General features: G+C 71.7%; 18 protein-coding genes and 1 pseudogene. 13 read left to right on the top strand and 6 right to left on the bottom strand.

Annotation, left to right across the window (positions count from 1 at the left end; genetic code table 11):
- Window positions 1–459 precede the first annotated feature (459 nt).
- The gene (locus ACFQ58_RS17830) at window positions 460–1,311 is read right to left on the bottom strand and encodes an aldo/keto reductase (RefSeq protein ID WP_376952558.1); all 852 of its coding nucleotides are present in this window, start codon (window positions 1,309–1,311) and stop codon (window positions 460–462) included.
- 120 nt (window positions 1,312–1,431) lie between these two features.
- Between ACFQ58_RS17830 and hrpA the strand changes: the two genes are divergently transcribed.
- Window positions 1,432–5,421, top strand: coding sequence for an ATP-dependent RNA helicase HrpA (gene hrpA / locus ACFQ58_RS17825; protein ID WP_376952556.1), 3,990 nt, complete (start codon window positions 1,432–1,434; stop codon window positions 5,419–5,421).
- Here hrpA and ACFQ58_RS17820 read toward each other — a convergent pair.
- Both ACFQ58_RS17820 and ACFQ58_RS17815 read right to left on the bottom strand, forming a co-directional pair.
- Window positions 5,402–5,914, bottom strand: coding sequence for an SRPBCC domain-containing protein (locus ACFQ58_RS17820; RefSeq protein WP_376952555.1), 513 nt, complete (start codon window positions 5,912–5,914; stop codon window positions 5,402–5,404). The two genes, hrpA and ACFQ58_RS17820, sit on opposite strands and share 20 nt — an antisense overlap.
- A complete protein-coding gene (locus ACFQ58_RS17815; protein WP_376952554.1) occupies window positions 5,911–6,246 on the bottom strand; it encodes an ArsR/SmtB family transcription factor in 336 nt (111 codons plus the stop codon). The genes ACFQ58_RS17820 and ACFQ58_RS17815 overlap by 4 nt, the downstream gene beginning before the upstream one ends.
- Before the next feature lie 152 nt (window positions 6,247–6,398).
- On the opposite strand from ACFQ58_RS17815, the gene ACFQ58_RS17810 reads away from it, so the two are divergent.
- From ACFQ58_RS17810 to ACFQ58_RS17775, 8 genes are all read left to right on the top strand, one after another.
- Complete coding sequence (locus ACFQ58_RS17810) at window positions 6,399–7,607, top strand: MFS transporter (RefSeq protein WP_376952553.1); 1,209 nt, start codon at window positions 6,399–6,401, stop codon at window positions 7,605–7,607.
- Window positions 7,608–7,640: 33 nt separating this feature from the next.
- On the top strand, window positions 7,641–8,471 hold the full coding sequence (locus tag ACFQ58_RS17805; protein WP_376952552.1) for an aldo/keto reductase: 831 nt from the start codon (window positions 7,641–7,643) through the stop codon (window positions 8,469–8,471).
- A gap of 92 nt (window positions 8,472–8,563) precedes the next feature.
- A complete protein-coding gene (locus ACFQ58_RS17800) occupies window positions 8,564–9,487 on the top strand; it encodes a DUF4349 domain-containing protein (RefSeq protein WP_376952551.1) in 924 nt (307 codons plus the stop codon).
- Between the two features lie 9 nt (window positions 9,488–9,496).
- Window positions 9,497–10,660, top strand: coding sequence for an acyl-CoA dehydrogenase family protein (locus ACFQ58_RS17795; RefSeq protein WP_376952550.1), 1,164 nt, complete (start codon window positions 9,497–9,499; stop codon window positions 10,658–10,660).
- A gap of 64 nt (window positions 10,661–10,724) precedes the next feature.
- Window positions 10,725–10,904, top strand: coding sequence for a hypothetical protein (locus tag ACFQ58_RS17790; protein ID WP_376952549.1), 180 nt, complete (start codon window positions 10,725–10,727; stop codon window positions 10,902–10,904).
- Window positions 10,904–11,776: a metal-dependent hydrolase gene (locus ACFQ58_RS17785; protein ID WP_376952548.1), complete on the top strand. Its 873-nt coding sequence runs from the start codon at window positions 10,904–10,906 to the stop codon at window positions 11,774–11,776. The genes ACFQ58_RS17790 and ACFQ58_RS17785 overlap by 1 nt, the downstream gene beginning before the upstream one ends.
- A 46-nt stretch (window positions 11,777–11,822) precedes the next feature.
- Complete coding sequence (locus ACFQ58_RS17780; RefSeq protein ID WP_092668870.1) at window positions 11,823–12,317, top strand: cation:proton antiporter regulatory subunit; 495 nt, start codon at window positions 11,823–11,825, stop codon at window positions 12,315–12,317.
- Between the two features lie 13 nt (window positions 12,318–12,330).
- Entirely contained in the window at window positions 12,331–13,536 is a 1,206-nt protein-coding gene (locus tag ACFQ58_RS17775) for a cation:proton antiporter (protein ID WP_376952547.1), read from the top strand.
- 31 nt (window positions 13,537–13,567) lie between these two features.
- Here the strand turns inward: ACFQ58_RS17775 and ACFQ58_RS17770 are convergent, their stop codons facing one another.
- Window positions 13,568–14,668, bottom strand: a complete 1,101-nt coding sequence (locus ACFQ58_RS17770; protein ID WP_376952546.1) for an LLM class flavin-dependent oxidoreductase — start codon at window positions 14,666–14,668, stop codon at window positions 13,568–13,570.
- A 189-nt stretch (window positions 14,669–14,857) separates the two neighbouring features.
- On the opposite strand from ACFQ58_RS17770, the gene ACFQ58_RS17765 reads away from it, so the two are divergent.
- On the top strand, window positions 14,858–15,511 hold the full coding sequence (locus ACFQ58_RS17765; RefSeq protein WP_376952544.1) for an NADPH-dependent F420 reductase: 654 nt from the start codon (window positions 14,858–14,860) through the stop codon (window positions 15,509–15,511).
- A gap of 31 nt (window positions 15,512–15,542) precedes the next feature.
- Here ACFQ58_RS17765 and ACFQ58_RS17760 read toward each other — a convergent pair whose 3' ends face one another.
- Window positions 15,543–17,009 (bottom strand): MFS transporter, encoded by a 1,467-nt coding sequence (locus ACFQ58_RS17760; RefSeq protein ID WP_376952543.1) that lies wholly within the window; start codon window positions 17,007–17,009, stop codon window positions 15,543–15,545.
- Between the two features lie 41 nt (window positions 17,010–17,050).
- Complete coding sequence (pdxH, locus tag ACFQ58_RS17755) at window positions 17,051–17,743, bottom strand: pyridoxamine 5'-phosphate oxidase (protein ID WP_376952542.1); 693 nt, start codon at window positions 17,741–17,743, stop codon at window positions 17,051–17,053.
- 79 nt (window positions 17,744–17,822) lie between these two features.
- Here pdxH and ACFQ58_RS17750 point away from each other — a divergent pair, with 79 nt between their 5' ends.
- The 3 genes and pseudogenes from ACFQ58_RS17750 to ACFQ58_RS17740 all read left to right on the top strand — a co-directional run bounded on the left by ACFQ58_RS17750 (window position 17,823) and on the right by ACFQ58_RS17740 (window position 19,485).
- Window positions 17,823–18,305 (top strand): anthrone oxygenase family protein, encoded by a 483-nt coding sequence (locus tag ACFQ58_RS17750; RefSeq protein WP_376952541.1) that lies wholly within the window; start codon window positions 17,823–17,825, stop codon window positions 18,303–18,305.
- A gap of 239 nt (window positions 18,306–18,544) precedes the next feature.
- Window positions 18,545–18,694: pseudogene (locus ACFQ58_RS17745) on the top strand (helix-turn-helix domain-containing protein); the annotation flags it as partial.
- 89 nt (window positions 18,695–18,783) lie between these two features.
- Window positions 18,784–19,485 (top strand): integrase core domain-containing protein, encoded by a 702-nt coding sequence (locus ACFQ58_RS17740; protein ID WP_376952540.1) that lies wholly within the window; start codon window positions 18,784–18,786, stop codon window positions 19,483–19,485.
- Window positions 19,486–19,577: the final 92 nt, after the last annotated feature.

Genomic DNA, 19,577 nt, shown 5'->3' with positions numbered 1-19,577 from the left:
CCACCCCCAAAAAGGGCAGGAAACACGGGGTTCAAAAAATTGGCATTGAACATAGTGCACGCTGTTGAGTTCTCAAGAAACGGACGCACCCGGGTTGCAGCCTCGCGGCCTGCCCCCAGGGCAACCTCTCTACTGTAGCACCCCGCGAACCATCCTCCGACAGCGGGATCCGCGGCCGGATGCACCTCGAGGAGGTGCGGTTCGTGTTGGAGTGCAACTAGATAATCTTAGGCTTGAAGCAACCGAGTCGCAATGTGCGCCTTCGAGGCTGTTTGGCTAAGACCTTCGCCCGGCCTGCCAGGGCTTCTCGCTCCCGGCCGCCGTGGCGACAAGAAGAAATCTACGTGGCTCCGGCCGCCGCGACAAATCGAGCGCGCATCCCGGGCGTGTCGCGCCGCCCGGGTGCCCGCGACCGGGGCCGGCGGCGTCTGCCGAACCCCCGGTCGCGCGGCGAATCGATCAGCCGAAGGCCTCGGGATCCGGGCCGAGCCGGCCGTCGTACGCGCCCTCGAGCGCCGTGATCGCGGCGACCTCGTCGTCCGTCAGCTCGAAGCCGAAGACGTCGAAGTTCTCGGCCATGCGCTCGCGCCGGTTCGACTTCGGGAACACGATGAAGCCCCGCTGGAGGTGCCAGCGGATGACGACCTGCGCCGGCGTCGCGCCGTGGGCGGCCGCGGCATCCGCCACCACGGGGTTCTCGAGCAGCGGGTACTTGCCCTGCCCGAGCGGGCCCCACGACTCGATCGCGATGCCGTGCCCTGCGGCGAAGTCGACGACGTCGGGCTGCTGATGCGCGGGGTGCAGCTCGATCTGGTCGACGGCGGGCGTCACACCCGTCTCGCTGATGATGCGCTCGAGGTGGGGCACCATGAAGTTCGAGACGCCGATCGACCGGGCGCGTCCCGACTCCCGGATCTGGGCGAGCGCCTGCCACGCCTCCACGAAGCGGTCCTGCGACGGCACCGGCCAGTGGATCAGGTACAGGTCGACGTAGTCGAGGCCGAGGCGCTCGAGGCTCGCATCGAACGCGTCGAGCGCCGACCGGGTGCCCTGGTCGTCGTTCCAGAGCTTGGTCGTGACGTACAGCTCCTCGCGGGCGATCCCCGACGCGGCGAGCGCACGGCCGACGCCCTCCTCGTTGCCGTAGATGCGGGCGGTGTCGAGGTGCCGGTAGCCGACCTCGAGCGCGTCGGTCACGATGCGTTCGGTCTCGGTGGGGTCGACCTTGAACACCCCGAACCCGAGCTGGGGAATGGAGTGGCCGTCGTTGAGCTGGATGCGGGGAACGGATGTCGCTGAGATCTGCGTCATACGGTCATGCAACCGCAGGCGACCCCGACTTCCATCCCCTGTTCGCCGGTCGCGAAAGCGATGCGCCCGGCGCGTCGGCGCCTCGGGGCGAGGCATCCGCCCGTCGTAGGATGGAGGGCTATGCCTGCGCCCATCCCCGCGACGATCACCTACCCGGCCGAGCTGCCGGTCAGCGGTCGACGCGACGACATCGCGCGCGCCATCCGCGACCACCAGGTCGTCATCGTCGCCGGCGCGACGGGCTCGGGCAAGACCACGCAGCTGCCCAAGATCTGCCTCGAGCTCGGGCGCGAGTCGATCGCGCACACCCAGCCGCGACGGATCGCCGCGCGCACCATCGCCGAGCGCGTCGCCGAGGAGCTCGACACCGAGCTCGGCGGCCTCGTCGGCTACCAGGTCCGGTTCACCGATCGCGTGAGCGAGTCGACGCGCATCAAGGTCATGACCGACGGGATCCTCCTCAACGAGATCCACCGCGACCGCGACCTGCGCCGGTACGACACGATCATCATCGACGAGGCGCACGAACGCAGCCTCAACATCGACTTCCTGCTCGGGTACCTGACGCGCCTACTCCCTCGCCGGCCCGACCTGCGCGTGATCATCACGAGCGCGACGATCGATCCCGAGAGCTTCGCGAGGCACTTCGCGGATGCTTCGGGCACGCCGGCCCCGATCATCGAGGTGTCCGGCCGGACGTACCCGGTCGAGGTCCGGTACCGCCCGCTCGTCGCCGAGTCGGCGGGGTCCGATGCCGACGAGGACGACGAGGGCGCGGCGGCCGAGGACCGCGACATCCAGCGGGGCATCCTCGACGCGCTCGACGAGCTCGGGCGCGAGGCGCCGGGCGACGTGCTCGTGTTCCTCTCCGGCGAGAGCGAGATCCGCGACGCCGAGGCGGCGGTGCGGGCGCACGCGACGCGGCGCGGGGCCGCCGACGTCACCGAGGTGCTCCCGCTGTACGGCCGGCTGTCGTCGGCCGACCAGCACCGCGTGTTCGAGCCCTCGAAGGTGCCGGGGCTGCGCCGCCGGGTGGTGCTCGCGACGAACGTCGCCGAGACGAGCCTGACCGTGCCCGGCATCCGGTACGTCGTCGACGCGGGCACCGCACGCATCAGCCGCTACTCGGCGCGCTCGAAGGTGCAGCGGCTGCCGATCGAGCCGATCTCGCAGGCATCCGCGAACCAGCGGTCCGGCCGCTCGGGCCGAACGAGCGACGGCATCGCGATCCGCCTCTACTCCGAGGACGACTACGGCAAGCGGCCCGAGTTCACCGACCCCGAGATCCTGCGCACGAACCTCGCGGCCGTCATCCTGCAGATGGCCTCGCTCGGGCTCGGCCCGGTCGAGGAGTTCCCGTTCCTCACGCCGCCGGATCGCCGCGGCATCCGCGACGGCGTCGAACTGCTGCGCGAGCTCGGGGCGATCGACGATGCGGATGACGCGGAGGGCCCGCAGCTCACCCGCATCGGGCGGCAGCTGGCGCGCCTGCCGATCGAGCCGCGGTTCGCCCGCATGGTGCTCGAGTCGAAGGCGCAGGGCGTGAGCCGCGAGGTGCTCGTGATCGTCGCGGGACTGACCATCCAGGATCCGCGCGAGCGTCCGCTCGAGCGTCGTGAGCAGGCCGACGCGATGCACGCGCGGTTCGTCGATCCGACGAGCGATTTCCTGACCCTGCTGAACCTCTGGAACCACCTCGAGGAGCAGCAGCGCGAGCTGTCGGGCAACGCGTTCCGGCGGATGTGCCGCAGCGAGTTCCTCAACTACCTGCGCGTTCGCGAATGGCAGGACCTCTACCGGCAGCTCGTGCGCCTGGCGAAGCCGCTCGGGCTGCACGTCGCTGGTGCGGCCGGGGCGCCGAACCCCGACGGCGTCCACCGGTCGCTGCTCGCGGGGCTGCTCTCGCAGATCGGGCTGCGCGACGACGCGAAGACGTCGAGCGGGCGCGGCGGCGCCGGCGGCCAGCGCGAGTCCGAGCGCCGAGGACGGCGCCCGCAGGCCGAGTTCGTCGGCGCACGCAACGCACGGTTCGTGGTGTTCCCGGGTTCCGCACTCGCGAAGAAGCCGCCGGCCGCCCTGATGGCGGCCGAGCTCGTCGAGACGAGCCGACTGTTCGCCCGCACCGGCGCTGCGATCGACCCGGCGTGGGCCGAGCAGCTGGCGGGTCCGATCGCGAAGCGCACGTACTCCGAGCCACGATGGGAGCGCCGGCAGGGCTCGGCGGTCGCCGACGAGAAGGTGACCTTGTTCGGCGTGCCGATCGTGGCGAAGCGGCGCATCCAGCTCGCCCGCGTCGATGCGGCGCTCGCGCGCGAGCTCTTCATCCGGCACGCCCTCGTCGAGGAGGACTGGGACTGGTCCCGGCTCGACAAGCGGGTCTACGCGTTCATCCGGAAGAACCGCGACCTGCGACGCGAGCTCGGCGAGCTCGAGGAGCGCACGCGCCGGCGTGACGTGCTCGCGGGCGACCAGGCCGTGGTCGCGTTCTACGAGCAGCGGCTGCCGGCGGATGCCACGGACGCGCGCGCGTTCGAGCGCTGGTGGCGCGCCGAGCACCGTCGCTCCCCCGATCTCCTGACGATGTCCGCGGCCGATCTCGTGGGCGACGAGGACATGAGCGCCGACCGCGGGTTCCCCGACCGCTGGCGCCAGGGCGACCAGACGCTCACCCTCCGCTACCGGTTCGAGCCGGGCGCGCCCGACGACGGCGTGAGCGTGCTCGTGCCGCTCGTGCTGCTCCCCCGTCTCGAGCCGTCGGGCTTCGACTGGCAGGTGCCGGGGCTCCGCGACGAACTCGTCACCGCGATGCTGCGCACGCTGCCGAAGGTGCTCCGCCGCCAGGTCGTGCCCGCGGCCGAGTGGGCGGCGAAGATCGGCGCCGAGCTGCCGCAGGGTCCCGAGGCGGGCGAGGCTCGTCCGCCGTTCGCCGAGGCGGTCGCGGGGGTCATCAAACGATTGACGTACGCGCCCGTGACGGCCGACGACTTCGAGCTCGACCGGCTGCCGTCCCACCTGCGCGTGACATTCCGCGCGGTCGACGAACGCGGCCGCGCGGTCGGCGACGACAAGGACCTCGGTGCGCTGCAACAGCGGCTCGCGGTGCGGGCCGGGCGGGCGGTCGCCTCGACGTTCGCGGGTGACGGCGACAGACCGGGTCGGCACCATGGTCGAGCGGATGGCACCGAGCAGGCAGGTCTCGAGACGCCGCCGTCGACGGCTCCTCGACCAGCGCAGTCGACCTTCGCCGAGCAGGCCGGTATCACCGCGTGGCAGTGGGACGAACTCCCACCGCACGTGGACACCCGCCAGGCGGGCAACGTCGTGAGGGCCTACCCGGCGATCGTGGACGAGGGCGCCTCGGTCGCCCTGCGCCTGGTCCCGACCGCGGAGGAGCGCGATCGCGCGTCGCGTCGCGGCATCCGTCGTCTGCTCGTGCTCGCGACGCCGTCGCCCGTGGCGTACGTGCAGGAGCACCTCTCGAACCAGGAGAAGCTCGCGCTCGCGACGAGCGCGTATGCCGGACCGCGCGCATTGCTCGAGGACTGCCTGGCGGCCGTCGTCGACGCCGAGCTCCGGTCGCGACACCCCGACGGCCTCATCCGCACGCGGGCGGAGTTCGAGGCGGTGCGCGACGCCGTGTCGACGAGCGTGATGGACCGCATGTTCGAGACCGTGGCGCTCGTCTCACGCATCCTCGTCGCGGCGCGCGAGGCCGATCGCGCGATCGCGAAGGCGTCGAGCCTGCAACTCATGGCGGCGCTCGCCGACGCGCGCGCCCAGCTCGAGGGGCTCGTGTCATCCGGGTTCGTGTCGGCCACCGGGCTCGGGCACCTGCGGCACCTGCCGCGCTACCTCGAGGCGATCGTCGTGCGCGTGCGTCGCATGCAGGAGAATCCGGGCCGCGATCGCCAGCTCGCGACGGAGTTCGACCAGGCCCGCACCGCCTACGAGAAGGCGGGCGGCACGGTGCCGATCGATCCCGAGGCCGAGCCGAGGCTCGTGCGGGTGCGGTGGCTGCTCGAGGAGCTGCGCGTCGGGCTGTTCGCGCAGGAGCTGCGCACCGCCGAGACGGTGTCGGTCAAGCGGATCGTCAAGGCGCTTTCGGAGTGAGCGCCGCGAACCGTTCCAGGTAGGACGGCTCGAGCTCGGCGATCCGCCGGACCCACTCGTCGCGATCGCGCTCGGCGGTCGGCTCGGCGACGTGGCGCGTCAGTCCCTCGAGGTGCGCATGCCATCCCGGCCCGTACTCGAGTCGCGTCACGTGCTCGTGCCGCAGCCGCAGGCGCGTGCGCGCCCCTTCGGGTGCGAGCTGCACGGTCACGAGCGTGGGCTGCTCGCCGACCACGGTCCAGGTCGTCGTGAACCCGACTGGCCGTTCGCACGAGGTGACCTCGCCGTCGCAGTAGACGCCGCCGTCGAGTTGCATCGCCTGCCAGTGCCCGCCGAGGCGGAACTCGCCGCGGTAGGTCGCCATCCAGCGCGCGAGCCGCTGGGGCGTGGTGATCGCCTCCCACAGGTCGTCGGGATCGGTGTCGTACACCTCGTCGAACTCGAGGAGGAAGCCCGGGTCGTCGGGCAGGATGTCGCCGGTCACGGTCATCATGCGTCCTTCCGTCGGGCGCGCGTACCGCGCGCGACCTCGGTGTGCAGCGCGTCGAGCCGCTGTCGCCAGAACCGCCGGTAGCGGTCGAGCTCGGCGGCGGCCTCGTCGACCCCCGCGCGCTCGAGCGCGTAGATCCGGCGCGCGCCGTCGACACGGACGCTCGCGAACCCCTGCTCGCGCAGGATGCGCAGCTGCCGCGAGACCGCGGGCTGCGTGATGCCGAACTCGGTCGCGACGACGTCGACGACCGCGCCGGCGGGCCGCTCGCCGTCGGCCAGCAGGTCGAGGATGCGACGGCGCACCGGGTCGCCGAGGACGTCGAATGCGTGCACGGCGACATTCTATCAGTTCTGTGTTATATAGCGCCAGACTGATCGGGCGTGCGATCGAGCGGATGGCGCGACCTCGGCCGCGCCATCCGGCCCGGTATTCGCCGACGGGGCGCCGCGGGCCGCGACATCCCCGCCGATAGGATCGAGCCACCGTGGGAAGCTACACCGAACTGCTCAGGACCTCGGGCGTCGCTCGCATCATCGCCGCCCAGCTCACGGCACGGTTCCCGTCGGGCATGCTCTCGCTGGCGTTCCTGCTGCACGTCGAGCAACAGACCGGCTCGTACGGCGCGGCCGGACTGGTGCTCGCGGCGACCTCGATCGGCCAGGCCGTCGCCGGCCCGCTGACCAGTCGTCTGATGGGCCGCCTCGGCATGCGCCCGGTGCTCACCGTGACGCTCGTCGTGTGCGCGAGTTCCGTGATCGCGATCGGCGTCCTGCCGCTCACCGTTCCGCTCTACATGGCGGTCGGCCTGCTGTGCGGACTCGCGACGCCGCCCGTGCAGCCCGCGGTGCGCACCATCTATCCCAAGATGGTCAACTCCCGGCAGTTGACCCCGCTGTTCTCGCTCGATGCCTCCGCGCAGGAGATCATCTGGGTCGTCGGACCGGTGGTCACGACGTTCGTCTCGACGCAGGTCGGCACGGTCTGGGGCATCCTGCTCGCCGCCGTGATGATGATCGGCGGGACGATCTGGTTCATCGCGTCGCCCGAACTCGGACGCGTCCGCATCCCTCGGTCCAAGCGGCGGTTCGGCACGGTGCTCGCACGACCCGCGGTGCTCCTCGCGACCGTCGTCGGCTTCCTCCTCATCGGTGCGTGCGCCGCGGTCGAGGCCGGGGTGGTCGCCGCGTTCGGGCACGACGGCGCCGAGGCCGGCTTCGTGCTGGCGATCTTCTCGATCGGCAGCCTCGCGGGCGGCCTCACGCTCGGGCACGTGCCGATCAGCCCCTGGTCCACCGCGCGCCGCATGCTCATCGTGTTCGTGGGCGTGTCGCTCGCGGCGTTCGCGATGGACTTCTGGTGGCTCGCGCTCACGCTGTTCATCGCCGGCATCGGCATCGCTCCGGCGCTCGCGGTGCTGTTCACGATCGTCTCGGTGAGCGTGAAGTTCTCAGACACGGCCGAGGCGTACGGCTGGGTCGGCACCGGACAGCTGATCGGCGCCGCGCTCGGCTCGGCCGTCGCGGGGTTCCTCATCGACGGGTACGAGGCCGTCGGCGCGTTCTGGGCCGCGTCGGTGCTGGCGTTCCTCGGCGTCGTGGTCCCGGCGCTCGGACGACGCTGGCATCCCGACCTCCGCGGACGCGACGCGAGCCCGATCCCCGACACCGAGCCGGTCCCGGTCACGCCGAGCTGAGACGCGGTCGACTCCCCAGAGAAAGGCGCACGGATGTCGCATCCGCCACTGGCACCCCTGATCCCGCTCGCCGACGGCCGCGCCATCCCGCAGGTCGGCTACGGCATGTACAAGGTGCCGCGTGCCGATGCCGCCCGGCTCGCGCGCACGGCCCTCGACCTCGGGTACCGCCACCTCGACACCGCGGCGCTGTACGGCAACGAGGCCGAGGCCGGCGCGGCCGTGCGGGAGTCCGGGCTGCCGCGCGACGAGGTCTTCGTCACGAGCAAGGTCTTGAACGACGACCACGGCTACGACCGGACGCTGCGCGCGTTCGACGCCGCGATGGCGAGCTTCGGCCTCGACCGGCTCGACCTGTACCTCATCCACTGGCCGGTGCCGTCGCGCGACCGGTACGTCGACACGTGGCGCGCGCTCGTCCGGCTCCGCGAGGAGGGACGCGTGAGCTCGATCGGCGTCTCGAACTTCCACGCGCACCACCTCGACCGCATCATCGACGCGACCGGCGTCGTGCCGGTCGTCAACCAGGTCGAGCTGCACCCGTGGCTGCCGCAGCGCGAGCTCCGCGCCGCGCACGAGCAACTCGGCGTCCGCACCGAGGCGTGGTCGCCGCTCGCCCGCGGGCGCCTGCTCGGCGATCCGGTGCTCGAGCCGATCGCCGCGAAGCACGGCCGATCGGCCGCCCAGGTCGTGCTCGCGTGGCATGTGCGGCAGGGCACGATCGTGATCCCCAAGGCATCCAGCCCCGAGCGCATCGCCGAGAACCTCGACGTGTTCTCGTTCGACCTCGACGACGCGGATGTCGCGGCGATCGCGACCCTCGAGAGCGGCGTCCGCACCGGGCGAGATCCCGACCACGACTGAGGCGGCGCTCCCAGCCGACCGCAACCCGATCGTGACCCGACTCCCAGCGGGCCTCCAGACATGGACTCGCGCCCCGGCAGTACCGTGACCGCATGACCCGCCGACGCGCCCATCACGCCGCGGCCATCGCCGCGATCGCCGCACTCCTCCTCTCCGGCTGCAGCATGGGCCAGGGCAGCTCCGACAGCGGCGGAGAGCCCGGTGTCGCACCGCAGCCCGACGTCGGGGTCGAGGCACCCGCCGACGGCGGCGACGCGAGCGGCGAGGAGTTCGCGCCCCAGCAGCCGGTCGATGACGATCGCAGCGTCATCACGACGGGCCGGCTGGCGATGACGGTCGACGACCCGACGGATGCGGCGGCGCAGGTGACCGACCTCGTCGACGCCGCAGGCGGTCGCATCGAGGGCCGCAGCGAGACCCCCGGCACCGACAGCCAGCAGGCGCGCGCCACGCTCGTGGTGCGGATCCCCGCCGACGAGTTCGAGCGCGTGCTCGCCGACCTCCGCGAACTCGGCGAGGTCGATTCAGTGCAGCTCGAGGCGTCCGACGTGACGCAGCAGCGACAGGACCTGGACGCCCGCATCGAGGCGCTCGAGGCCTCTGTCGACCGCCTGCTCGCGCTGCTCGCCGATGCCGACACCACGGCCGACCTCATCGCGATCGAGTCCGAGCTCTCGTCGCGGCAGGCCGAGCTCGACAGCCTCGTGGCGCAGCGCGACTACCTCGCCGACCAGGTGGACTACTCGACGCTCACGGTCGAACTGCTGTCGGAGGGCCTCGCCCCGGATGCGGGCCCCGACGACTTCTGGAGCGGGCTCGTCGCAGGCTGGGAGGCGCTCGTCGCCTTCGCCTCCGGCCTGCTCGTGGTCGCCGGCGTGCTCCTGCCCTGGCTCGCCGTGCTCCTCGTCGTCGCGGCGATCATCGCCGCCGTCGTGATCCTGGCGACGCGCCGCCGCCACCATCCCGACCCCGACGGGCAGGAGGCGGCCCGGACCGACGGCGATCGCCCGGCGTAGGCTGGCGACGTGAGCGCGCCCACCCCGGACTCCCTGCTCGACGACGACCTGCTCGAGCGGCTGCGCTCACGGGCCGCCGACTACGACCGGCGCAACGCGTTCTTCACGGAAGACCTCGCCGACCTCGGCGAGCGCGGCTACCTCCGTGCGCTCGTGCCCATCGACCTCGGCGGGCTCGGATGGGACCTCGACGACGTCGTGCGTGCGCAGATGCGCCTGGCCGGCGCGGCACCCGCGACCGCGCTCGGCGTGAACATGCACCTCGTCTGGACCGGGGTCGCGCGGGTGCTGCACGACCGGGGCGACGACTCCCTCGACTTCGTGCTGCGCGAAGCCGCCGACGGCGAGGTGTTCGCCTTCGGGATCAGCGAGGCCGGCAACGACCTCATGCTCTTCGGCTCCGGCACGGTCGCCGACCCGCAGCCCGGTGGCGGCGTGCGGTACTCCGGCCGCAAGATCTTCACGTCGCTCTCGCCCGCGTGGACGCGGCTGGGCGTGCACGGCCTCGACTCGCGCTCCGACGACGCGCCGAAGATCGTCTACGGGTTCATCGACCGCGAGGATCCCGACATCCGGGTGCTCGACGACTGGGACACGATCGGCATGCGCGCGACGCAGAGCCGCACGACCGTGCTCGACGGGGCGGTCGCCGCGCCCGACCGGGTGGTGCGCCGGCTCGACCCGGGACCCAACCCCGACCCGTTCGTGTTCGCGATCTTCGCGTGCTTCGAGCTCTTCCTCAGCTCGGTCTACGCGGGGCTGGCCACGCGGGCGCTCGACCTCGCGATCGAGTCGGCGAGGGCCCGTGTCTCGAAGAAGACGGGGAACCCGCGTTCCGAGGATCCCGACGCGCGACGCCGCATCGCCGAGGCCGCGCTCGCGCTCGACGCCGTCCCGCCGCAGCTCCTCTCGCTCGCACGCGACGTCAGCGACGGCGTCGATCACGGCGCGTTCTGGTTCGCGAAGCTCTCCGGTGTGAAGGTGCGCACCGTCCAGACCGCTCGCGAGGTCGTCGAGCGCGCCGTGCAGGTGTCCGGCGGCGGCACCTACTTCGACGGCAACGAGCTCGGGCGGCTGCAGCGCGACGTGCTCGCGGGCGTGTTCCATCCGTCGAGCGAGGATGCCGCGCTCACGACGATCGCGAACGCGTGGCTCGGTCCCGTGACGGACTGACGTCGGCACGGCCCCTCGATAGACTGGCGCCGCGGCGCATGCCGCCCGTGCAAAGGAGTCCGTCGTGAGCCTGTTCCCCTTCCTGATCGCCATGGCCCTCTTCGTCTTCGGCCTCTGGCTGATGAGCGTCGCCGACGTCGTGATCGGCTTCGAGGCGATCGTCTTCCTCGGCGGCATCCTGTGCGCCTCGGCCGCCCTCGCGATCCCGATCAACGTGCTCGGGCGCCGCGAGTCCGGCATCTGATGGGCCTGCCGGGCACCGACACCGTCGTCACCTTCCCCGCCGGCGAGCTGCTGGCCGCCGCGAACGTTCTGCACGTCGCGCCGCATGATGGGCGGCTCGCGGTCATCACCGACCGCACGAGCATCCATCCCGTCGACCACGCCTGGCCCGACCAACCCGCCGACCGCGGCGTACTGCGCGCCGGCGATCGCGAGTTCACCATCCTCGACGCCGTCGTGGCCGCGACCGATGGGAACGAGCTCCACATCGGCGATCTCCCGGTGCGCACGGGCACCGACGGCTGGGCGTTCCTCGTCGCGCACCTCATCGACGGCGACGCGCCGGTCGCCGAGGGCGACGAGATCGAGGTCGAGGCCGATGGCGCGGCCCGTCGCTCGCTCTCGCTCGGCCACACGGCCTGCCACGCGGCATCCCTCGCCCTCAATCGCGCGCTCGCCGGCCGCTGGAGCAAGGCGGCGCGCGAGGACGCCCTGGGCTCGCCCGACTTCGACGGGATCGCGATCGCGTCCTCCCGCATCCACCCCGAGGGATCCGTCGACCGCTACCGGCTCAACAAGTCGCTGCGACGCGCCGGCTTCGACGCGACCGGGCTCGCCGACGGACTCGAGGCGCTGGCGGTATCCGTCGACGCCACCCTCGCGGAGTGGGTCGCCGACGACGCGGTCGTGCGGGTCGAGCGCGTCGGGGAGCACCTCACCGATCGGCGCACCTGGGTGTGCGAACTGCCCGAGGGGTCGGCGCGGATCCCATGCGGCGGAACGCACGCGGGCTCGCTCGGCGAGCTCGGCGCGATCCACGTGCGCTTCGAGCTCGTCGACGACGACGGCACGCCCGTCCTCGAGATGACCACGACCGCATCGCCTGTCGCCTGAGCGTTCCTCGGCACCGACGTCGCCGGGCGGGGTTACCATGTCGGGCGTGGGTATTCGCATCGAGAAGGTCGACCTGCCCGGGATCGGCTTCCGCCACGACCTCGTGACCGAGGGCGGGCGGCGCATCAGCGTGGTGTCGCACCGTGACGGTGAACGCGATCTCGGGGTCTTCGACGACGACGACCCCGACGCCTGCCGCGACTCCATCCCCCTGAGCGACGACGAAGCCGCCGCGCTCGCTGACGTGCTCGGCGCCTCCGTGATGATGTCCCGCCTCACCAGCCTCTCCGACGAGACCGCGGGACTCTTCACTGAGCAGCTCGCCCTGCCGACCGACTCGCCGTACCTCAACCGCCCGCTCGGCGACACCAAGGCCCGAACGCGCACGCACGCGTCGATCGTCGCGATCGTCCGCGACGGCCAGGTGATCCCGTCGCCCACGCCCGCCGACGTGCTGCGCGCCGGCGACGTGATCGTCGCGGTCGGAACCCGTCACGGCCTCGACGGAGTGGCCAACCTGCTCGCCCACGGCCCCGACTGATCCGGGGCCCGCGATGCACGAGACCACGCTGCTCCTCGTCGAGGTCGGCGCGCTGCTCCTCGCGATGAGCCTGCTCGGCCGCCTCGCCCTCCGCCTCGGCATCTCGCCCATCCCGTTCTACCTCGTGCTCGGCCTCGCCTTCGGCGAGGGCGGCCTCCTTCCCCTGCAGGCGAGCGAGGAGTTCCTCGCGACCGCGTCCGAGATCGGCATCATCCTGCTGCTCGCACTGCTGGGGCTCGAGTACACGGCGCCCGAGCTGTTCTCGAGCCTCCTGACCTCGCGCAGGGCGGGAATCATCGACGCCGTCCTCAACGCGCTGCCGGGTGCGGCGCTCGCGCTCCTGCTCGGCTGGGGGCCCGTCGCCGCAGTCGCCCTCGCGGGCGTGACGTGGGTGTCGTCCTCCGGCGTCATCGCGAAGCTCCTCCGCGATCTCGGGCGACTGTCGAACCGCGAGACGCCGTCGGTGCTCGCAGTGCTGGTCATCGAAGACCTGGCGATGGCGTTCTACCTGCCCGTGCTCTCGGCGATCGTCGTCGGCGTGAGCCTCGTGCAGGGCGCGATCGCCGTCGCCGTGGCGGTCGGCGTGGTCGCGCTCATCCTCTGGGTCGCCCTCCGGCACGGCCACGTGATCTCGCGGCTGTTCCCGGCCGAGCACGCCGAGCCGCTGCTGCTCGGCGTGCTCGGACTCGTGATGCTCGTCGCCGGGCTCGCGCAGGAGGTCAGCGTGTCGGCCGCCGTCGGCGCGTTCCTCGTGGGCATCGCGCTGTCCGGCCGCGTCGCGGCGAACGCGAGCGCGGTGCTCACGCCACTGCGCGACCTCTTCGCGGCGACGTTCTTCGTCTTCTTCGGGCTGACGACCGATTCGGCCGCACTGCTCACGATGCTCCTGCCGGCGACACTGCTCGCGGCGGTGACGATCCTGACCAAGCTCGTGTCGGGCTCCTACGCGGCGCGCATGGCCGGTGTCGGCACACTCGGCCAGTGGCGCGCCGGGCTCGTGCTCGCGCCGCGTGGCGAGTTCTCGATCGTGATCGCGGGTCTCGCGGTCGGTGCCGGGGTCGAGCCGGCGCTCGCGCCGCTCGCCACCGGGTACGTACTCGTCACGATCCTCGCCGGCACGTTCCTGTCGCGGCTGCCGGATGCCGCGTGGTTCCGTGCCTCGGTGCGCCGTCGTCGTGCGGCGTCCGGCCAGGCCGGCGCCGCCGGCGCCCAGCCGTGAGGCGAGCGCCCCATCGCCGGGGCGCTCGGCGTCAGGCCGTCGTCGAGGGATCGGCAGGCGCGGCCGCGCCGGCCGGCGCTGCTTCAGCGTCGTCGGCTTCGGCGAGCAGCTCGCGCACGCGCGGGACGACCTCGGTCGCGTAGAGCTCGATGCTGCGCATCATGACCTCGTGCGGCAGCGTGCCGTTCGAGTACTTCAGGTCGAACCGGTCGGCGCCGAGCGTCTGCAGTGCCGCAGCGATCTTCCGCGCGACGGTCTCGGGCGACCCCGCGTAGAGCGCGCCGTGCGGGCCGGCCTCGCCCTCGAAGTGCTCGCGGGTCACCGCGCCCCAACCGCGCTCGCGGCCGATGCGGTTCATGATCGTCTCGTAGTGCGGCCAGAGGGTGTCGAGCGCCTCCTGGTCGGACTCGGCGATGATCCCGGGCGAGTGCACGGCGATCGGTTGCGGCTCGTAGCCGAACTGCGCGAGCGCCTTGCGGTAGAGCTCGGCGAGCGGTGCGAAGCGCACCGGGCTTCCGCCGATGATCGCGAGCACGAGCGGCAGCCCGTAGTTCGCTGCGCGAACGACCGACTCGGGACTGCCGCCGACGCCCACCCAGGTCTTGAGCGCGCGCTCCTCGACCCGCGGGTAGACGAGCTGGTCGGTCAGCGGGGGCCGAAGCTTGCCCTCCCACGTGACCGGCTCCTGGGGCAGGAGCGCCGCGAAGAGGTTGAGCTTCTCCTCGAACAGGTCCTGGTAGTGGCTGAGCTCGTAGCCGAAGAGCGGGAACGACTCGATGAACGACCCTCGGCCGAGGATCACCTCGGCGCGCCCGCTCGAGAGCGCATCGAGGGACGCGAAGCGCTGGTAGACCCGGATGGGATCATCCGAGCTCAGGACCGTGACCGCCGAGCCGAGGTGGATGCGCTCGGTGCGGCCGGCGATGGCGGCGAGCACCACCTCGGGTGCGGAGATCGCGAACTCGTGGCGGTGGTGCTCGCCGACGCCGAAGAAGTCCAGCCCGAGGCGATCCGCGAGCTCGGCCTCCGCCACGACGTTGCGCAGCACCTGCGCCTGGGAGAGCAGCTCGCCGTCGGGGCCGAGCGTGACGTCGCCGAACGTGTCCAGCCCGAATTCGTGGTGTCGCGTCATCCGCCTGCTCCCCGTCCGTGGTCGATGCGCCTGCCTGCATGGGACGGAACCCCGCCCACCCCGAGACTATTCCGGGCCGGTGCCGCCGGGAATGCCCGGGCCGGGCGGGGCGTTTCCACGGGTGACGGCGTCGCGAGGCGTCGTCGGCGGGTTGAGCCATCCGGCCGGCCCGCGAGTGAGGAGGAGCACGTGGCGGACCGACCGGTGATCGGCATCTTCGGAGCCGGCAAGGTGGGCACCGCGCTGGCCCGGCTGCTCGTCGACAGCGGCTACGAGGTCGCGCTCACCGGCTCACCGCGGCAGACGGCCCTCGACCTGCTCGTCTCGGTCGTCGCACCCGGCGCGCGGGTCGCCTCGCCGTCCGACCTCGTCCAGGGCTCCGACGTGATCATCGTCGCGGTGCCCTTCGGCAAGGCCGCCACCGTGCCGTGGGAGGCCTTCGACGGCAAGGTCGTCGTCGATGCCACGAACTACTGGCCGCCGGTCGACGGGCACATCGCCGAGATCGATGCCGACGAGCGCTCGACGACCGAGATCCATGCCACGCTCAACCCCCGCGCCCGCGTCGTGAAGTCGCTCAATCACCTCGGCTACCACGACATGGAGGACGACGCCATGCCGGCCGGATCGCCGCTGCGGCGCGCGCTCGCGGTCGTCGGCGACGACGAGGGTGCCCGCGAGGTCGTCGCGCGCCTCATCGACGACCTCGGCTTCGACGCGGTCGACGGCGGCGGGCTCGCGAACGGTCGCGCGCTCGAGCCGGGCCACCCCGCGTTCGGCCGCGAGCACTCGGCGTCAGAGCTCACCGCGCTGCTCGACGCGGAGCGCGTGCTCGCCGCCTGAGCCGGCGGCGACCTCCGCGCCTCCGTTCCGGTCAGGCCACCCGCTGGTCGGCGAGGCGTTGCCGCAGGTCGACGAGGCCGACCGCGAGCGCGATCAGGAGCAGTCCGCCCACCGCCGCCATGCCTGCGGCATAGGCGGCGTGGAACACGTCGATGCGCGCCGCCTGCCCCTCTTCGCTGTAGATCGCCGAGTAGAAGAGGGACAGCGCCACGGCCGTGCCGATCGCGGTGCCGATGCGCTGCCCGAGCTGGCCCACCGATCCGGCGAGGCCGCCCTGCACGACCGGGACGTCGGCCAGCGCCAGCACTTGGTTCGGGGCGATGACCAACCCGCCGCCGGTCCCACCGATGAGCATGACCGCGGCCATGATCCACGGCGTCAGCTCGGGCGGCGTCCCGACCGCGACGAGCACGAGCAGCCCCTGGCCCACCAGCAGCAGCGCGACGCCGAGCACCACGAGGGGCCGGCCGATCCGATTGACGAGCCGCCCGCCGATCCACGACGTGACCGCGCTCGTGAGCGCGAAGCCGATGGTGACCATGCCGGCGTAGACCGCCTCCAGTCCGAGGCCCTGCTGCAGGAACAGGTTCGTCAGCAGGAACGACGCCGGGACCGCTCCGAAGTAGGCGGTGGCCAGGAGCGTGCCGTTGCGATACGAGCGCAGCGAGAACAGGCCGAGCGGCACCAGCGGCGCGCGGCCGGATGCCGCGTACCGCCGTTCCCACCAGATGAACGCCACGGTCGCGAGGGCGAACACGACGAGCGTCCACCAGCGCGCCGGGTCGTCGTCGGGCGAGCCGGTCGTGAAGAGGAACGGCCACATGAGCGCCACGACCACCACGCCGAAGATGAGCACGCCGACCGGGTCGAGCGAGATCCGGGCGCGGTCGCCCGGCGGTCGACCCGGCAGCAGCCAGGCGGCGAAGACGATCGCGAGCAACGCGAGGGGGACGTTCATCCAGAAGATGCCGCGCCATCCGTCGACGGGACCGCCGATGGCGATCGCCAAGCCGCCGAGCGTCGGCCCGAACGCGGTCGCGATGCCGATCGTCGCGCCGAACAGGCCGAACGCGGCACCGCGCTCGGCACCCTGGAAGAGCTGCTGGACCAGGCCGAGCACCTGGGGCATCTGGATCCCGGCCGCGACGCCCTGCAGGAGGCGGCCGACGAGGAGGACGCCGGTGGTCGGCGCGAGCGCGCAGACGAGGCTGGTGACCGTGAACAGCGAGAGGCCGATGAGGAACATCACCTTGCGCGAGCCCTGGTCGCCGAGTCGGCCCGCCGGCACGAGCGTCAGCCCGAAGGTGAGCACGAAGCCCGCGACGAGCAGCTGCAGCTCGGTCGAACCCGCGCCGAGCGCCTGTTCGATCGCGGGGAGGGCGACGTTCACCTTGGTGAGATCGACGATCGTGATGGCCGCGACGCCCACGCAGACCCAGTACGCGCGCCAGCGCTTGTCGTTCGCGATCGGGGCGTGGGCACCAGGCTGCTGCGGCATCCGTCCCACCCTACGCCCGGGCCTGCCGCCGCCCGCGCAGGCTACGGCTGCAGCCGTTCGAGGCGCCATCCCGCGGCATCCGCCCCGGGATCGCGCGTGAACACCAGCCGGTCGTGCAGCCGCGACGTGCGCCCCTGCCAGAACTCGACGCGCCACGGGCGCAGCCGGTATCCGCCCCACCGCTCAGGACGGCGCACCTCGTCGACGCCCGCGTACTGCTCCGCGAGCGCCGCGAATCCGGCCTCGAGCTCGGCGCGCGACCCGATCGGCTGCGACTGCCGGCTCGTCGTGGCCGAGATCCGAGACCCGTACGGCCGACCCGCCCAGTAGGCGTCGGAGTCCTCGTCGTCGACGAAGCCCACCTCTCCCGTGACGATGACCTGCCGATGCAGCGGGTACCACGGGAAGAGCAGCGTGGCCGTCGGATGCGCGGCCAGCGCCCGCCCCTTGCGGGACTCCCGATCGGTGTAGAACACGAACCCTCGGTCGTCGACGCCGCGCAGCAGCACGGTGCGGCTCGACGGCGTGCCGTCGGCATCCACCGTGGCCAGCACCATGGCGTTGGGCTCGTACACGCCACGTGCGTCGGCCTCGGCGAACCATCGGTCGAACTGCACGAGCGGGTCGGATGCCACGTGCCGCTCGTCGAGCACCTCGGCGCCGTAGTCGCTGTGCCGGTGCAGCGCGGGCTCGACGGCGCGATCGAGGCCCTCGGGTTCGATCGCGTCGCTCATGCCTCCAGCGTACGAGCCGCGCTCGGCGTGGGAGCGCAGGCGTACCGTGTCCTATGCGACGGTGCTCAGGGGGTGTGCGATGGGCGGACTGATGGCCCTCACCCAGCTGGTGAGCCTCCTCCTGGTCGGCGTGATCGCGGGGATGTTCGTCGCCACGCAGATCGGCCAGGTCCGCGTCCAGCGCACGCTCGGCGCGCGTGACTTCACCCTGGTCAAGCACTCGTTCGAGGTTGCGGTCGGCCGCATCATGCCCGTGCTCGTGATCGCAGCCGGGGTGTCGATCGTGCCGGTCCTGGTCCTGTCGATCGTCACCGCCGATCGCGCCGCGCTCGTGTTCTCGGCGCTCGCCCTCGCGCTCTGGGCGGGCGCCATCGTGGTCACGCTGATGGTCAACGTCCCGGTCAACCGGCTCGCCGCCGAATGGGACCCCGAGTCTCCTCCATCCGACTGGGTGCAGCTGCGCGACCGGTGGCACCTCGGCCAGACCATCAGGACGCCGATGGCCCTCGCGTCGTTCGTCTGCCTCGGCCTCGGCATGGCCTGGCCGCAGCTGGCGTCGTGACCGGCCGACCGGCCGACGCGAGCACGTCGAAGGAAGGGGGCGAGCTCGACGCCGGCTCCGGCCGGCATACGAAGAACGGCTGAACCCGCGTCATCCGCGGGTTCAGCCGTTCACAATGTCCTGAGACATCACATGGTGGACCCAGGGGTGTCTGGTTTCAGGACATCGTGAACGGGTGTCTCAAGACATCGTGAACGGCGGGCTGGCCAGCGGCGGGATGTCTCACGACATCGTGAACGGTGGGCAAGTACGAGCTGCTGATCAAGGCCGTGACCGTTCAAGGGCTCTCCTACGGGCAGGTCGCCGCCCGGTACGGGGTATCCAAGACGCTCGTGCACAAGCTGCATCACCGCTGGCGCGTCGAGGGTGAAGCGGCGTTCCACCCGCGCTCGAGGCGACCGTTGTCGTCACCGACTCGGGTGGCGGGATCAGTCGGTGACCGGATCCTGGCCCTGCGCGACGAGCTGACCGGGCTCGGGTGGATGCGGGGTGCGACACGATCCACACGCATCTGCTCGGCGAGGGGCATGGGGTCAGCCGGTCCACGGTGTGGCGGGTGCTCACGCGTGCAGGCCGGATCCAACCCCAACCGCAGAAGCGCCCCAGGAGTTCGTACCTGCGGTTCGCGGCCGATCGGCCGAACCAGATGTGGCAGTCCGATTTCACGCACTGGACGCTCAGCACCGGGGCCGGGGTGGAGATCATCGGCTGGCTCGACGACCACTCCCGCTACCTGCTGCACCTGACCGCCCACCGCCGGGTGTCCGGCCGCACCGTGACGGACACGTTCACGACGGCGGGCGCCGTCCACGGGTTCCCGGCGTCGACGCTCACGGACAACGGCATGGTCTACACCACCCGATACGCCGGGACCGCGGCTGGGACCGGGAACCCGAACGCGTTCGAGACGCTGCTGGCGCTGTACGGCATCGCGCAGAAGAACGGGCTGCCCTACAAGCCCACCACCCAAGGCAAGATCGAGCGGCTCTGGCAGACGTTGAAGAAACACCTGCACGCCCACCCCGTGGCGACGATCGAGGAGCTGCAGGTCGTGCTCGACGGGTTCCGCGACTACTACAACACCCAGCGCCCGCACCGCAGCATCAACCGTCGCACTCCCGCGTTCGCGTACGAGCTCATCCCGAAAGCCGCACCGAGCGCACCGGACGACCCGAACTGAACCGCCCCGGGTTCAATGGAGGGTTTCTTGTGCCATTTGAAGGGTTTCAGATGGCGGGCTTTGACGGAAGTAGGTCGCTTCGGCTTCCGCGG

Source organism: Agromyces sp. NPDC056523, assembly GCF_042794545.1.
Lineage (GTDB): Bacteria > Actinomycetota > Actinomycetes > Actinomycetales > Microbacteriaceae > Agromyces.
Note: the sequence above shows the minus strand (reverse complement) of the source record. Positions and strands in the feature narration are given on the sequence as shown.